The organism is Kitasatospora sp. SC0581 (assembly GCF_048159585.1).
GTDB lineage: Bacteria > Actinomycetota > Actinomycetes > Streptomycetales > Streptomycetaceae > Kitasatospora.
The window spans coordinates 453,733-469,133 of sequence record NZ_JBLRWA010000002.1; the positions used below are offsets into that span (position 1 = coordinate 453,733).

The 15,401-nt window shown below is 71.4% G+C and carries 15 protein-coding genes; 9 read left to right on the top strand and 6 right to left on the bottom strand.

Features of this window, described 5'->3' with window-relative positions; translation table 11 throughout:
* Positions 1-126 precede the first annotated feature (126 nt).
* The 5 genes from ACLWS4_RS05155 to ACLWS4_RS05175 form a co-directional block, all read right to left on the bottom strand.
* Positions 127-819, bottom strand: a complete 693-nt coding sequence (locus ACLWS4_RS05155; protein ID WP_416873452.1) for a hypothetical protein — start codon at positions 817-819, stop codon at positions 127-129.
* A gap of 138 nt (positions 820-957) precedes the next feature.
* Positions 958-1,149, bottom strand: a complete 192-nt coding sequence (locus ACLWS4_RS05160; RefSeq protein WP_375873988.1) for a DUF397 domain-containing protein — start codon at positions 1,147-1,149, stop codon at positions 958-960.
* Positions 1,150-1,226: 77 nt separating this feature from the next.
* On the bottom strand, positions 1,227-1,646 hold the full coding sequence (locus ACLWS4_RS05165) for an I66 family serine proteinase inhibitor (RefSeq protein ID WP_181970545.1): 420 nt from the start codon (positions 1,644-1,646) through the stop codon (positions 1,227-1,229).
* Positions 1,647-1,794: 148 nt separating this feature from the next.
* On the bottom strand, positions 1,795-1,986 hold the full coding sequence (locus ACLWS4_RS05170; protein ID WP_416873453.1) for a DUF397 domain-containing protein: 192 nt from the start codon (positions 1,984-1,986) through the stop codon (positions 1,795-1,797).
* 1 nt (position 1,987) lies between these two features.
* Positions 1,988-2,848 (bottom strand): helix-turn-helix domain-containing protein, encoded by an 861-nt coding sequence (locus ACLWS4_RS05175; protein ID WP_380776762.1) that lies wholly within the window; start codon positions 2,846-2,848, stop codon positions 1,988-1,990.
* A 260-nt stretch (positions 2,849-3,108) separates the two neighbouring features.
* Here ACLWS4_RS05175 and ACLWS4_RS05180 point away from each other — a divergent pair, with 260 nt between their 5' ends.
* From ACLWS4_RS05180 to dnaE, 4 genes are all read left to right on the top strand, one after another.
* Positions 3,109-3,474, top strand: coding sequence for an ATP-binding protein (locus tag ACLWS4_RS05180; RefSeq protein WP_416873454.1), 366 nt, complete (start codon positions 3,109-3,111; stop codon positions 3,472-3,474).
* Positions 3,474-3,734, top strand: a complete 261-nt coding sequence (locus ACLWS4_RS05185; RefSeq protein ID WP_416873455.1) for a hypothetical protein — start codon at positions 3,474-3,476, stop codon at positions 3,732-3,734. Before ACLWS4_RS05180 ends, ACLWS4_RS05185 begins: the two co-directional genes overlap by 1 nt.
* Positions 3,735-3,889: 155 nt before the next feature.
* Entirely contained in the window at positions 3,890-4,954 is a 1,065-nt protein-coding gene (locus ACLWS4_RS05190) for a hypothetical protein (protein ID WP_416873456.1), read from the top strand.
* A 180-nt stretch (positions 4,955-5,134) separates the two neighbouring features.
* A complete protein-coding gene (dnaE, locus tag ACLWS4_RS05195; protein ID WP_416873457.1) occupies positions 5,135-8,668 on the top strand; it encodes a DNA polymerase III subunit alpha in 3,534 nt (1,177 codons plus the stop codon).
* A 74-nt stretch (positions 8,669-8,742) separates the two neighbouring features.
* On the opposite strand, the gene ACLWS4_RS05200 is transcribed toward dnaE, so the two are convergent.
* Positions 8,743-9,630 carry a LysR family transcriptional regulator gene (locus ACLWS4_RS05200; RefSeq protein WP_049649550.1) on the bottom strand — a complete coding sequence of 296 codons (888 nt, stop codon included), beginning with the start codon at positions 9,628-9,630 and terminating at the stop codon, positions 8,743-8,745.
* Positions 9,631-9,723: 93 nt separating this feature from the next.
* Between ACLWS4_RS05200 and ACLWS4_RS05205 the strand changes: the two genes are divergently transcribed.
* The 5 genes from ACLWS4_RS05205 to ACLWS4_RS05225 all read left to right on the top strand — a co-directional run bounded on the left by ACLWS4_RS05205 (position 9,724) and on the right by ACLWS4_RS05225 (position 15,343).
* The gene (locus ACLWS4_RS05205) at positions 9,724-10,611 is read left to right on the top strand and encodes a dihydrodipicolinate synthase family protein (RefSeq protein ID WP_416873458.1); all 888 of its coding nucleotides are present in this window, start codon (positions 9,724-9,726) and stop codon (positions 10,609-10,611) included.
* A gap of 102 nt (positions 10,612-10,713) precedes the next feature.
* Entirely contained in the window at positions 10,714-11,745 is a 1,032-nt protein-coding gene (locus ACLWS4_RS05210) for an aspartate-semialdehyde dehydrogenase (RefSeq protein WP_416873459.1), read from the top strand.
* Between the two features lie 349 nt (positions 11,746-12,094).
* Positions 12,095-13,375 carry an NYN domain-containing protein gene (locus ACLWS4_RS05215; RefSeq protein WP_049650375.1) on the top strand — a complete coding sequence of 427 codons (1,281 nt, stop codon included), beginning with the start codon at positions 12,095-12,097 and terminating at the stop codon, positions 13,373-13,375.
* A 163-nt stretch (positions 13,376-13,538) separates the two neighbouring features.
* Complete coding sequence (locus tag ACLWS4_RS05220; protein ID WP_234348270.1) at positions 13,539-14,537, top strand: ABC transporter ATP-binding protein; 999 nt, start codon at positions 13,539-13,541, stop codon at positions 14,535-14,537.
* The gene (locus ACLWS4_RS05225) at positions 14,534-15,343 is read left to right on the top strand and encodes an ABC transporter permease (protein ID WP_416873460.1); all 810 of its coding nucleotides are present in this window, start codon (positions 14,534-14,536) and stop codon (positions 15,341-15,343) included. The genes ACLWS4_RS05220 and ACLWS4_RS05225 overlap by 4 nt, the downstream gene beginning before the upstream one ends.
* The last annotated feature ends 58 nt before the right edge of the window (positions 15,344-15,401 follow it).

The following is a 15,401-nucleotide window of genomic DNA, read 5'->3' on the forward strand; positions in this document are numbered from 1 at the left end:
CGCCCGGGGCCGGCGGCGAGGGGCGCGGAGCGCAGGAAGTCGGGCGGGCCGACTTCTCGTGCGTCGACGGTCAACGTGCTTGTGGTGCTTGTCGGCACCTGGGCGGTGAGCGATCGGGCGCAGGCGTTACGGGGAGCCGGTGGCGGACTGGGTGGAGAGGGCGGCGGTAGCGAAGGAGCGGGTTCGTTCCGCGGCCTGGTCCAGGGGGACGTGCTGGTTGTTCGGCGGGTAGAAGTCGACCTCGCCGACCGCGCTGTAGTTCGCCCAGAAGCAGGTCGTCATCGGGAAGCCGTCGGCGACGTCCTGCCGGCACTTCATCACCATGGTCTTCGAGGAGTACGCCTTCGGCTCGCCGACGGGCGAGCGGCCGTAGTCCTGAATCAGCTTCATGGTGTGCTCGAAGGACTTGTCGAGCGCGCCCTGGGGGTCGTCGACCGTGGTGAAGAGGCTGGTCCTCGCCGTGAAGTGAGGCGCCGTCGTGCTGCGCGACCCCTTGCTCAGCGTGATCCGGGGGTTCCCGAAGCACGACGCCGTGCCTTTGACCTCGTCCCCGCCATCCTTGAGGGCAGGGAGGTCGTCTACCCCGGCGACGAGCATGTCCAGGTCGCTGCCGAACTTGAAGCCGCCCTTGCCCTCGGAGCAGGTCAGTCCGTCCAGTTGGGGGACGACGACCCGCGAGTACCGCGTCCCGGTGTCGGGCCCGAGCTGCTCCGCCTTCGGCGCCGAGGCCGGCTTGCCGCCGTTCCCCTCGTTCGACCCACACCCTGCGACCAGCACGCCCAGAACCAGGGCCGCTGCCGGAATCCCCCACTTGCGCACCTGTGCGCCACCTTTCGTGCCCCCGTTGACGATCACCAGGGATCGTACGCGAGGCGCCGGGCATGTACCGGGCGTGGTGGGGGTGTTGGGGCCGGTGCACAGGAAGTCGGGCGGGCCGACTTCCTGTGCTGGAGCGGGTCAGGCGTGGTGGTCGAACTCGCCGGCCTGGGCGGCTCGGAGGAAGGCGGCGAAGGTGGTGGGGGTGGTGTGGAGGGTGAGGTGGCCCTCGTCGGACTCGCGGAGTTCGACCGAGCCGTTGGTCGTGCGGACCTCGACGCAGTACTCGGCATTGCCGCTGAAAGAGGACTTCTGCCAGTCACAGTTGGGCATGTCGGCCTCCTGGGTTGGGCTGCTGATGGTACGCCCCGCGCCTGGGGAGAGCGAGGGGGCGTCACGTCGCTTAGGAGTCAGCGGCCGATGCGGGCGAAGGTGAAGGCGGTGGAGCCTTCGAGGACGGGGATGACCTCGATCCGGCTCTGCCGGCCGGGTTCGAGGACGGTCCACGAGGAGCCCTGGGGGGACTTGATCCGGTACGTGTCCGGGACGCCGTCGACGGGGATCAGCTCCCACTCCGGGGCGTCGCCCTGGTCGAGGAGGAGGGAGACCAGCGGGCCGGCGGGCTGGAGGTCCTCCACGGCGGTCGGGGCGCCCTTGGCGTAGAGCCGGTAGTGGTTGTTGGGGTAGGCCTCGACGAGCCAGACGGCGTCCTGGTCGTCGGTGTTGGCGAAGACGGCTTTGGGGGAGAGGTCCAGGGCTTCGTGACGGGCGCGGCCGATCCGGGCGTCGCCGCTCTGGATGGTGTAGAGGCCGGACTCCAGCTGGGCCATGGCTGTCATTCCTTCGCGATGCGGGCGAGGTGCAGGACAGTTGTACGTGCTCGGAGGAAGACGGGGGAGGGGCCTCGACGTGCCGTCACCTGAACGAGCTACGCCCCCTCTCCCGGGGCGGGCGAGGGGGCGCGGATGGTGTGGAATGTCAGGCGTGGTGGTCGAATTCGCCGGCCCGGGTGGCTTGGAGGAGGGCGGCGAAGGCGGTGGGGGTGGTGCGGAGGGTGAGGTGGCCCTCGTCGGACTCGCGGAGTTCGACTGCCCCGTTGGCCGTACGGACTTCCACGCACAGCTCGCCGGAGCTACTGAAGGACGACTTCTGCCATTGATTCTGAGACATATCAGCCTTTCAAGTTCTTGAGCGTCTGCCGGATTAGGTCCTGGGAGTCCTCATCGCTGAGGGCGGCCTGCGCGATGTGGTCGAAGACCTGGCGATAGGACGCGAGCTCAGCCGGGTCATCGAGGTAGATCGGGTTGCGCGACAACTCCACCTCTACCGTGTCAAGCTCGGGGACCTCCCCGAACGAGTAGACGAGGTTCTCGAGCGGGCCTGGGTAGGTGTGAGTGGTGAAAGGAACGACGCGGATGCTCACATCATCTCTGAGGGAGTCATCTATCAGGGAGTGAAGCTGCTTCCGCAGCACATCGGTGCCCCCGAAGCGTGTGACGAGGCTGGACTCGTGGAGATAGACCTCCTGGGTCTTTCTTGGGTGCTGAAGGATCTTCCTCCTGCGCTCCAAGCGAAACTCGGTGCGCAGGTTGATTTCATCAGTGGAAAGGGGAGGGGTTCGCCGACTGAACACTCCTCGTGCGTAGTCCTCTGTCTGCAAGGGGCCCGGGATGATGGCAGATGTCCACGACCGGATGACGCCTGAAGCAAAGTCTTCGTGTTCGGCGGATTTGAGCAGAGCTTCAGGAAGGTGATCGCGATACTGATCCCACCAGGACTTTCTGCGTGAAGTGATGAGGCCACCAAGGGCGTTGATGAGTGGCAAGTTCTCGCACTTGCAGGCTTCGGCGATGCTCTGGATTCGGTCAGCGCTGGCACTGGTCTTTCCGTTCTCCATCTGCGTGATCTGGGGAGCGCTTACTCCGAGCATGTGGGCAAGTTGATTGCCGCCGAGGCCGGCTTGCTCGCGCATCCTCCGAAGCTCGGCGCCGATGCGGCGCTGACGGAGTGTTGGGTTCTGGCGACCAGGCATGGAGTCCTCTCAGATCATGTGGGCCCAGTGTGCCGCGCCGCCAGTCGATGGGGCCATCTGTCCCCCTAGAGAGGGAACTTTGACACATCGACCTAATCTTAGGTCGATGCGCGCTATGGTTGATCTCGCATCGATCCGACGGATCGTCAGTAACGCCTGCTAGCAAGCACCGCAGAGCAGCCATGTCCTTCTCCACGGCCTGGCTCACGGCGACACATGTTCCGCCGGTTCCCCCTCACTCACGCCTCGGGAGAACTCCCATGCGTCAGATCAACACCCCCACCATCGCGGTCGCGCGGCAGACGCTCCGCAACACCATGACCCGCGTCGGCTGGCCCGCCTCCCCGATCTTCGACGCGCAGCTCGCGCTCTGCGAGCTCCTCGTCAACGCCTGGCGCCACACCGAAACCCCCGCGCCGCTGGTCGAGATCATCTCCGAGGGCGACGTCCTCCGGGTCTCCGTCACGGACGAGAGCCCCGTCCTGCCCTCCGCCCCGCCGCTGTCCCTGCTCGCCGAGTCCGGCCGGGGCCTCCAGCTCGTCGCCGCCCTCACCCACGGCTGGGGCGTCGACCCCCACGAGCGTGCCAAATCCGTCTGGTTCGAGCTGCGGAAGGGCGCCGTCTGATGATCTACCGTCCCGGCCGTCACCCGATGCTGCCGACCGACCCCCGGATCCGCTACTACACCGAGGACCACATCAGTGCCCTCCTGGAGGAAGTCGTCGAGCGGGGGCGGGAGTTCGGCCTGATCTTCCCCTCGATCGGCACCGACCGGACCATGGACGGCCGCGTCCTCGTCCGCTTCAACACGGCGCCGGCGTCGACTCTCCTCAACCTCCTCACCCTGCTCCTCGACGCCGAGCGCAGGACCGCGTGCGATACCTGATCGGGACGGCCTTCGCCGTCCTCCTCGCCCTCGCGACCGCCATCGTCGCCTTGGGCGTCGTCACCACCCTCCGCGCGGCCCCGCCGCCCGACCAGGACATCTGACCCGCCAGCCCCCGCCGCCCACGCGCCGGGGGCTGCGGCACGATGGACCCCATGCACAGCGACCACTACGCGCCGCCGACCACCCTCCTCGGCCTCCTCCAGCGCGGCCGGGGCCAGGGCGCGCGAATAGCCGCCGAGGATCCGGCGGCGGTCGCCGAACTCGTCCACGGCTGCATCCGCTGGGACTGGCGCTGGGACCGGCAGGTGGACGACCGACACCTCTACCTGGCCCGGCTGATCCTGGACCTGGAGCTCCCGGTCGCCCCGGTGGTGGACTTCCTGTCCGGTGACGAGGACACCCGGGACCGGGCCACCGGCGTGCTGGAGCTGCTGGCACTCGGCGGTTCGGAGGAAGCCCGGCGGGCGCTGCCGGACCGTATCTCCGAGGGGGACGGTCCGGCCCCGCGCCACCCCGCGAAACGCGTGGACCCGTACCCGGACCGGGACAACGCGGCTCTACTCGCCCTGCTGCGCGACCCGGGAGTCGCCGACGGTGCCAAGACGACCGCTCTCCTCGCGCTGTCGCTCCGGCCGCCAGAGCCCGAGCTGATCCCGCTGGTCCCCGCCCTCGCTGCCGCCGACGGCATCCGACCGCTGCCGCTGCTGGGCAAGGCCGTCGACCGGCTGGCCGGGCAGGCCGTGCCGGCGGCCCGGGAGTGGGCGGCTTCGGAGCGGGCGTGGCTCGCCGAGATCGGCTTCGGCGTGCTGGCCGCCCACGGTGACGAGAATGACGTGCCGAGCTTGATCGCCGAACTGGAGCGGCGGTGGGTGGACCGGTCCTGGTGCGGCCCGGACGATCTCGCGCGCGGTCTCGCCCGCTTCGGGCCGGAGGCCGCCGACGCGGTCTCGCTGCTGCGCCGTTTCTGGCTCTGGACCCCGCACTCGTACGAGCGTGCCGACTACCTGGAGGCGCTGGCGGCGATGGGGGCCGCCGGCATGGCCGAGGCGTACACCGAGTCGCTGTGGGACTGCGAGGCGCGAGCCCGGCTCCTCGCCGTCGAGTACGCCCCCGACCGGCCCGAGGTGCGCGACCGTCTCGCCCGTCTGCGGGACGATCCGATGGAGGAGCCGGAGGTCCGCGAGGCCGCCGGGGCGCGACTCGCCGGGCCGGCCTAGGCACCTTCGCCAGAGACCGGGAAGCCGTTCGAAGAGGGCTAGAGTGGACGCGTGAACGTGTGAGTGATGGCCCGGGCCCCGCGAGGCGCTCCGGGCCACATCCATTTCCAGGGGAACCCCCTGTGACCTGCGCGTTCGCCGGCCAGCCAGATCAGCACCAGAGCCTCCGGAGGCCCCGCCTTGAGCGACCAGCCGTTCGCGCATCTGCACGTCCACACCGAGTACTCGATGCTGGACGGTGCCGCCCGGCTGAAGCAGATGTTCAAGGAGGTCGAGCGCCTCGGTCAGACCCATGTGGCCATGACCGACCACGGCAACATGTACGGCGCCGCCGAGTTCCACCGGCAGGCGACCGACGCGGGCATCACCCCCGTCATCGGCATCGAGGCGTACGTCGCCCCGGAGTCCCGCTCGAACACCAAGCGCATCCTGTGGGGCCAGCCGCACCAGAAGCGGGACGACGTCTCGGCGTCCGGCGCGTACACCCACAAGACCATCTGGGCCCGGAACAAGGAGGGCCTGCACAACCTCTTCAAGCTGACCTCGCGCTCGTACTCCGAGGGCTGGCTGGTGAAGTGGCCCCGGATGGACAAGGAGCTGATCGCCGAGCTGTCCGGCGGCCTGATGGCCACCACCGGCTGCCCCTCCGGCGAGGTGCAGACCCGGCTGCGCCTGGGCCAGTTCGACGAGGCGCTGAAGTCCGCCGCCGACTACCGGGACATCTTCGGCAAGGAGAACTACTTCCTGGAGCTGATGGACCACGGCCTCGACATCGAGAAGCGGGTCCGCGACGGGCTGCTGGAGATCAGCAGGAAGCTGGACATCCCGCCGGTCGTCACCAACGACTCGCACTACACCACCGAGGCCGACGCCGGGGCGCACGACCTGCTGCTCTGCGTCCAGACCGGCAAGAACCTCTCGGACCCGGACCGCTTCCGCTTCGACGGCACCGGCTACTACATCAAGTCGGCCGCCGAGATGTACGCCCTCGACTCCTCGGACGCCTGGCAGGAGGGCTGCCGCAACAGCCAACTCCTCGTCGCCTCCCGGGTCGACACCGAGGGCATGTTCAAGTTCAAGAACCTCATGCCGCGCTTCCCGATCCCGGAGGGCTTCGAGTCCGAGGCGGACTTCTTCAAGTCCCAGGTGTGGAAGGGCATGGACTGGCGCTTCCCGAACGGGTACGACGAGGAGCACAAGAAGCTCGCCGAGTACGAGATGGACACCATCATCCAGATGGGGTTCCCGGCGTACTTCCTCGTGGTCGCCGACTTCATCATGTGGGCCAAGAGCCAGGGCATCGCGGTGGGCCCGGGCCGTGGTTCGGCGGCCGGTTCGCTGGTCGCGTACGCGATGGGCATCACCGACCTCGACCCCATCCCGCACGGCCTGATCTTCGAGCGCTTCCTCAACCCCGAGCGCATCTCGATGCCCGATGTCGACATCGACTTCGACGAGCGCCGGCGCGGTGACGTGATCCGCTACGTGACCGAGAAGTGGGGATCCGACAAGGTCGCCATGATCGTCACCTACGGCACCATCAAGGCGAAGGCCGCCATCAAGGACTCCTCGCGGGTCCTCGGCTACCCGTACGCGATGGGCGACCGGATCACCAAGGCGATGCCGCCGGACGTGATGGGCAAGGGCATCCCGCTCTCGGGCATCACCGACTCCTCGCACCCCCGCTACAGCGAGGCCGGCGAGATCCGCGGGCTGTACGAGAACGACCCGGACGTCCGGAAGGTCATCGACACCGCGCGCGGCATCGAGGGCCTGATCCGTCAGCCCGGCGTGCACGCCGCCGGCGTCATCATGTCCGCCGAGCCGCTGACCGACCACATCCCGGTCTGGACCCGGCACACCGACGGCGTCACCATCACGCAGTTCGACTATCCGACTTGTGAGGGCCTCGGCCTCCTCAAGATGGACTTCCTCGGCCTGCGCAACCTGACGATCATGGACGACGCCGTCAAGGCGATCGAGAAGAACAAGGGCGTCAAGATCAACCTGCTTGATCTGCCCCTGGACGACAAGCCGACCTACGAACTCCTCGCCCGCGGCGACACGCTCGGCGTCTTCCAGCTCGACGGCGGCCCCATGCGCTCGCTGCTGCGCCTGATGAAGCCCGACAACTTCGAGGACATCTCCGCCGTCCTGGCGCTGTACCGGCCCGGCCCGATGGGCGTCAACTCCCACACCAACTACGCGCTGCGCAAGAACGGCCAGCAGGAGATCACCCCGATTCACCCGGAGCTGGAGAAGCCCCTGGAGGAGGTGCTCCGGCCGACGTACGGCCTGATCGTCTACCAGGAGCAGGTGCAGAAGGCCGCGCAGATCCTGGCCGGCTACTCGCTCGGCCAGGCCGACCTGCTGCGCCGCGCCATGGGCAAGAAGAAGAAGGAGATCCTGGAGGCGGAGTTCGTCCCCTTCCAGAAGGGCTGCCGCGAGCGCGGCTACTCCGACGCGGCCATCCAGGCCGTGTGGGACGTCCTCGTCCCCTTCTCCGGCTACGCGTTCAACAAAGCGCACACCGCCGGCTACGGGCTGGTCTCGTACTGGACCGCCTACCTCAAGGCCAACTACCCGGCCGAGTACATGTCCGGGCTGCTCACCTCCGTCAAGGACGACAAGGACAAGTCCGCGGTCTACCTCAACGAGTGCCGCAAGATGGGCATCCAGGTGCTGCCGCCGGACGTCAACGAGTCGGACTCGGACTTCACCCCGCACGGTGACACCCTGGTCCGGTTCGGCCTGACCGCCATCCGCAACGTCGGCGGGCCGGTCGTCGACTCGATGATCCGGACCCGGAAGGCGAAGGGGAAGTTCGCGTCCTTCCCCGACTTCCTGGACAAGGTGGAGTCGGTGGTCTGCAACAAGCGGACCGTCGAATCGCTGATCAAGGCCGGCGCCTTCGACTCGCTCGGCCACACCCGCAAGGGCCTGAGCGCCCAGTTCGAGCCGATGATCGACAACGTCGTCGACGTGAAGCGCAAGCAGGCGGTCGGGCAGTACGACCTCTTCGGCGGCGACACCGCCTCCGAGGAGCCGAGCTTCGGACTGGACGTCGTCTTCTCCGAGGAGGAGTGGGAGAAGTCCTTCCTGCTCACCCAGGAGCGGGAGATGCTCGGCCTGTACGTCTCCTCGCACCCGCTGCACGGCATCGAGCACGTGCTCGCCGACAAGGCGGACTGCGCGGTGGCCGACCTCGCGGAGCGGCCGGACGGGACGATCGTCACCATCGGCGGCATCATCTCGGGCCTCCAGCGGAAGATGACCAAGCAGGGCAACGCCTGGGCGATCGCGACCGTCGAGGACCTGGCCGGCTCCATCGACTGCATGTTCTTCCCGGCCAGCTACCAGCTGGTCTCCTCGCAGCTGGCCGAGGACGCCGTCGTCTTCGTGCGCGGCAAGCTGGACAAGCGGGAGGACGTGCCGCGGCTGATGGGGATGGAGCTGTCCGTCCCCGACCTGTCGAACGCGCACGCCGAGGCGCCGATCACCATCCTCATCCCGAGCGCGAAGGTCACCCCGCCGCTGGTGGCCCGGCTCGGCGAGGTGCTCGGGAGCCACCGGGGCACCACCGAGGTGCGGGTGCGGCTGGAGGGCCGCGACAAGACCACGGTGCTGCGGCTCGACCGGCACCGGGTGAAGTCCGACCCGGCGCTGTTCGGGGACCTGAAGCAGCTGCTCGGGCCGAGCTGCCTGGCGGGCTAGGACGGAGACGGAAGGCCCGGGGCGTTCGCTGCGGCGGACACCCGGGCCTTTCGCGTACGGGGGAGGGGCCCGTCTCAGGTGCCGCCGCCGAGGCCCGGGGGGACGGCCGTGTGCAGCGCCGAGACGAAGGCGGAGATGGCCGGGTGGGAGCCGGCGCCGGCGCGGAACGCGGCCCGGGTGCGGCGGTACATCGGCAGGCGGGTGAGGACGACGCCGGGCGGGAGTCCGGCCGTGCCCAGCTGGGGGACCAGGGCGACGCCCTGGCCGGCCGCCACCAGGGCCAGCACGGTGGTGAAGTCGTCGATCTGGTGCCGGATGCGGGGTGCGAAGCCCGCCGCCTCGCAGGCGCGGACGGCCATGGTGTGGCAGAGCGTGCCGGGCGAGGACATGATCCACGGCGCGCCGCGCTGCTCGGCGACGGTGCCCGGGACGCGGGCGGCCAGGTACATGGGCTCGGTGAAGACCGGGCGGGTCACCGCGAGGCCCGGCTCCGGGTCGGTCGGGACGAGGTCGTACTCGTGCACCAGCGCCACGTCCAGCTCGCCCGCCCGCAGCGCCGCGCCGACGGCCGCCGGGTCCACCTCGGTGACCATCGGCTCCAGCCCCGGGTGCCAGCCGGCCAGCTCCGCGAGCACCGCCGGGATGATCGCCCGGGCCGCCGAGGGGTAGGTGCCGATCCGCAGCGGACCGGCCAACCCCCGCTTGGCGTGGGCGAGTTCGGCACCGGCCTGCTCCAGCAGGGCGAGCACCGCCTCGGCGTGCCGGACGAGGTTGCGCCCCGCCGGGGTGAGGGTGACCCGCCGCCCGGTGCGCTCCAGCAGCGGGACGCCCGCCTCCTTCTCCAGGACGGACAGCTGCTGGGACACCGCCGAGGGGCTGAAGGAGAGCGCCTCGGCGACGGCCGCGATGGTGCCGAGGTGGGCGAGTTCGCGCAGCAGGCGCAGGCGTCGGACGTCCAGCATCCGTCCAGGCTAGCCGAGCATCGGCTGAGCTTACGAGAAGCGTCGGAAATGTGAACTGGACCTGGGCGATCAGCGGGCCGCAGGATCGTGGGCATGGAACTCAAGGGCATCCACGTCCCCCTGATCACCCCGTTCGCCGCCGACGGCTCCGTCGCCCTCGACGCGCTGGAGAAGCTCGCGCACGAGGTCCTGGACGCCGGGGCGGCCGGGCTGGTCGCCCTCGGCACCACCGGCGAGCCGGCCGCGCTGACCGCGGGGGAGCGGGACGCGGTGGTCGACGTCGCCGCGGCCGCCTGCGCCGCGCGGGGGGCCCAGCTGACCGTCGGCGCCTCCGGCGGCGACACCCGGACCGTCGGCGAGGCGTTGGCCGCGCTCGGCGCGCGGGTGCCGGGGGCGGCGGCGCTGGTCACCACGCCGTCCTTCGTCCGGGCCGGCGAGGCCGGGACGGTCGCGCACTTCCGGACGCTGGCCGCGAGCAGCCCGCTGCCGCTGGTCGTCTACCACATCCCGTACCGCACCGGGCAGCAGCTCTCCACCGCCGCGCTGCGCGAACTCGCCGCGATCGAGGGCGTGGTGGGCGTCAAGTACGCGACCGGCGGGCTGGACCAGACGGCCGCCGAGCTGCTCGCCGACGCCCCCGAGGGGTTCGCCTTCCTGACCGGCGAGGACGCCTTCCTCTCGCCGATGCTGGCGCTCGGCGCGGCCGGCGGCATCCTCGCCTCCGCGCACCTGGCGACCGCCCGGTTCGTCGAGCTGACGGAGGCCTGGCAGGCCGGGGACGTGGCGCGGGCCCGGGCGCTCGGGCACCGGCTGACCGGGCTGGCGCTGTCCGCCTTCACGGCGCCGAACCCGACGGTGACCAAGGGCGTGCTGCACGCCCAGGGCCGGATCCCGACCCCGGACGTGCGGCTGCCGCTGCTGCCGGCGGGGCGGGCCGAGGTGGAGGCGGCACTGGCCCTCGCCAGTGGTCTGGACCACTAGCGCACTCTCACGTCGTGGAACGCCAGGTCGTACGACGCCCGTGACAAGGCATGATGGGCGGAGTGCGGCTGTGAACAGCACCTTTCAGAGGAGTAGTCGGAGATGAAGATCGGCATTGTCGGTGCCACCGGCCAGGTCGGCGGCGTGGTCCGCGAGATCCTGGCGGAGCGCAACGTTCCGGTGGAGCAGCTGCGGCTGTTCGCCTCGGCCCGCTCGGCCGGGCGCACGCTGCCCTGGCAGGGCACCGAGGTCACCGTCGAGGACGCGGCCACGGCCGACTACACCGGCCTGGACATCGTGATCTTCTCGGCGGGCGGCTCGACCTCCAAGGCCCTGGCCCCCAAGGTCGCCGCGGCCGGTGCCGTCGTGATCGACAACTCCTCCGCCTGGCGCCGCGACCCCGAGGTCCCGCTGGTCGTCTCCGAGGTCAACCCGGAGGCCATCGCGGACCGCCCCAAGGGCATCATCGCCAACCCGAACTGCACCACCATGGCCGCCATGCCCGTGCTGCGCCCGCTGCACGAGGAGGCCGGCCTGGCCGCGCTCGTCGTCTCCACCTACCAGGCCGTCTCCGGCAGCGGTGTGGCCGGCGTCGCGGAGCTCCAGGACCAGGCCGCCAAGGTCGTGGAGCTCGGCGCCGCCGCGCTCGCCCACGACGGCGCCGCCGTCGAGTTCCCGGAGCCCAAGGTCTACCAGCGGCCGATCGCCTTCAACGTGGTGCCGCTGGCCGGCTCCCTCGTGGACGACGGCTCCAACGAGACCGACGAGGAGCAGAAGCTCCGCCACGAGAGCCGCAAGATCCTCGGCATCCCGGAGCTGAAGGTCGCCGGCACCTGCGTGCGCGTCCCGGTCTTCTCCGGCCACTCGCTGCAGATCAACGCCCGCTTCGAGCGCCCGATCAGCCCCGAGCGGGCCGTCGAGCTGCTCACCGGCGCCCCCGGCGTCGAGCTGTCCGACATCCCCACCCCGCTCCAGGCCGCCGGCCAGGACCCGAGCTACGTCGGCCGCATCCGGGTCGACGAGACGGTGGACAACGGCCTGTCGCTGTTCGTCTCGAACGACAACCTGCGCAAGGGCGCCGCGCTGAACGCCGTCCAGCTGGCCGAGCTGGTCGCCGCCGAGCTCAAGGGCTGAGCGCCCCTGAGCTCAAGGGCTGAGCGCCTCCGGGTGAACCCCATCGGCTGAGCGCCACCGGGGTGAACCACCGGCCGGGACATTGGCCGGACCACCGCCGCGTGACCTCGGGCGGGCCCCGTCGTTGTACGGGGCCCGCCTTCGCTTTTGTTTGCTCCTCGTTGGGACGGCCGTTGCGCTACCGGGACAACCGGCGAGGTTCGGCAGGCGAACCGCGGGTAAAAGGTGACCCAACGATCGGGCGACGACGGGGGCCCCTCACCTCGGCACGCCCGGACGGCGGGCGGACCGCCCATTCCCGAATCGACCCACCCGACTGATTCCGAGGGCGAGCGAAAAGAGGTGCGCGATGGACCGCTGTGTCGTCCTGGTGGACGCCGGATATCTGCTGGGCGCCGCCGCCAGCCTGCTCGCGGGGGATCCGTCCCGCTCCAAGGTCACCGTGAACCACACGGCCCTGATCGCCGCACTGCGCGAACGCGCCGAGGCCGAGACAGGCCTGCCGCTGCTGCGGATCTACTGGTTCGACGCCGCGCCCGACCGGCGCCCGATGCCCGAGCACCGGCGGCTGCGGGTACTGCCCCGGGTCACCGTACGGCTCGGCGCCCTCACCCGGGCCGAGGGGCGCTGGGTGCAGAAGGGCGTGGACGCCGCGATGCACGCCGAACTCTCCGAACTCGCCCGCAACCGGGCCTGCGCCGACGTCGTGCTGATCACCGGCGACGGGGACCTGCTGCCCGGCATGATGACCGCCAAGGAGCACGGGGTGGCCGTCCACCTGTGGGCCCTCCAGGCCGCCGACGGCGACTTCAACCAGTCCGAGGACCTGGTCGGCGAGGCGGACGAGCGGCGGGTGCTCGACCGGGAGTGGATCGAGGGGTCCTTCTCCCTGCGGGAGCACTCCAGCATGTTCCCGGCCCCGGGGGCCCGGCAGGAGATCGCCAAGATCCTCGCCGCCCCGCCGGCCGCCCCGCTGCCCACCGTGGTGCCGCCGGTGGTCCGCCCGGCGGCCACGGCCGCGGCCCCGGCGGACGCCCCCGCCACCGACGGACAGCCGCAGCCGGCCGCGGCCGCGCTCAAGGTCGTACCGACACCGAAGGACCTGGCCGGGCGGGCCTCCTCCGTCACCCCGGTCACCGCGCTCACCCCGGTGGCGAACGGCAGCAACGGCCACGGCGTGAACGGGAACGGGGCCGTCGCGCAGACCGGGCCGGTGCTGCGCTGGTCCTCCGACCGCGGCTGGGTGGACCGGCCCGTCCCGGAGCCCGCCGTCACCGCCGGCGACAGCCTGCCCACCCTCGCCCAGCTCACCACCGCCGAGCAGCGCTGGGCCGACCGCGAGGAGGACATCACCTCCATCGGCGGCGACGCCCACGAGGTCGGGCAGGTCTTCGCCCGCCGCTGGAGCGAACGCGTCGGCGACGCGGAAAGACTGACCATGCTCTGGCCCGACTACCCGCGCATCCCGCACCGGGTGGACGGCGAGCTGCTGCGCTACGCCGCCCGCTTCGGGCTGCTGGCGCACAAGGACGACCAGATCGACGAGCACGACCGCTACGCCATCCGGGCCGGGTTCTGGAAGGAACTGGCGGCGCGGGTGCCGGGCGGGTCGATGGTCGTCGACGACTGAGCCGGGCGGCGGACGGAGCGGGCCCGACGGCCGGGGCGGCGCGACGACCGAGGGGGTCCGAGGGCCGCGGCGGCCCGGCGGACGACCCGCCAGGTCGGCGGCCCGGGCGCGGGCGGGGCCCCGTTGTCCGGTTCGCCCGTATGAGCGCGTAGAGTCTTCGGTCGTGAGCGAGACGGCGGGGCGAGCACCCGAGGAACCCCTGCCGTGCGTGGCCGTGCGCGACCTGGTCAGGACCTACCGCAGCGGACGCGGCGCGGCCGCCACCGAGATCCGGGCCAACGACGGGATCAGCCTCACCGTCCGCCAGGGCGAGGTCTTCGGGCTGCTCGGGCCGAACGGAGCCGGCAAGTCGACGCTGGTGCGCCAGCTCACCGGACTGCTGCGCCCCGACTCGGGCTCCGTCGAACTCCTCGGCCACGACATCGTGCGGCACCCCGAGCGGGCCGCCCGGCTGCTCGGCTACCTCGGGCAGGAATCCACCGCGCTGGACGAGCTGACGGTCGCGCTCGCCGCCGAGACCACCGGACGGCTGCGCGGACTCACCCGGGCGCAGGCCCGCGGCGCGGCCGCCGACGTGCTGACCGAACTCGGGCTGGAGCCGATCGCCGCCCGGCCGCTCGCCAAGCTGTCCGGCGGACAGCGGCGGCTCGCATGCTTCGCGGCCACCCTGGTGGGGGAGCGGCCGCTGCTCGTCCTGGACGAGCCCACCACCGGCATGGACCCCGTAGCCCGGCGGGCCGTGTGGAGCGCCGTGGACCGGCGGCGCGCCGAGCACGGGACGACGGTGCTGCTCGTCACCCACAACGTGATCGAGGCCGAGACGGTGCTCGACCGGGTCGCCGTGGTCGACGACGGCCGGGTGATCGCCTGCGACACGCCCGGTGGGCTCAAGGCGCTGGTGGACGGCGACGTCCGGCTCGACCTGGTCTGGCGGGACGAGGCGCCGCTCGGCGTGCCCGCCGTCGCCGCGCTGCGCGAACGGGCCGAGTGCACCGGGCGCCGCTGGACCGTCCGCACCACCCCCGAGCAGGCCCGCGAACTGGTCGCCGCCGTCACCACCGGCCCGGCCTTCGCCGCGCTCGACGACTTCACCCTCGCCACCCCGAGCCTTGAGGACGCCTACCTCAAGCTGGGCGGCCGCCACGGAGGACTGGCCAAGTGACGCTGCTCTCGGTGCCGCCGCGGACCGACCGGTCCACGGCCGCCCCCGCCCCGCTCGCCCCCGCGGCCAGGCTGCTGCCGGCGCTCGCGGCCGTGTACCGGGCGCAGCTCGCCCGGGCGCGGGTGGCGCGCATCCCGCTGCTGTTCGTGGCCACCTTCCAGTCCGTCGGCATCCTGGTGATGATGCGGGGCGTGGTGGACGCCGGGCAGTCCTCGGCGGCGCGGTCGGTGGTCGCCGGGTCGAGCGTGCTGGTGGTGGCGTTCGTCGCGCTGAACCTGCTCGCCCAGTACTTCGGGAAGCTGCGGGCCACCGGCGGGCTCGACCACTATGCGACGCTGCCGGTGCCGGCCGCCTCGGTGGTGCTGGGGACGGCCGCCGCGTACGCCTCCTTCACGCTGCCCGGGACGCTCGCCACGGCGGCGTTCGGGGCGGTGATGTTCGGGCTGCCGCTCGGGCAGCTGTGGGTGCTGCTGGCGGTCGTGCCGCTGGCCGGGGCCGCGCTGTCGGGGCTGGGGGCGGCCTGCGGGCTGCTGGCGCCGCGCCAGGAGCTCGCGACGATGCTCGGGCAGCTCGGGATGTCGGCCGCCCTGCTGCTGGGCGTGCTGCCGGTGGACCACCTGCCGCAGCCGGTGCAGTGGCTGCGGGACCTGCTGCCGTCCACGTACGGGGTGGACGCCTTCGCGCGGACCTTCGCGCCGGACCCGGACTGGGCGATGGTGCTCGTGGACCTGGCGGTCTGCGCGGGGGTGGGCGTGGTGTCGCTGGCCGTCGCCACCTGGGCGTACCGGCGGGCGGTCTCGCGGTAGGGCGTCCCGCGGCCGGGCGTCGCGTAGCGGGCCCACGACCGGTGGGCACGGTGGCGGG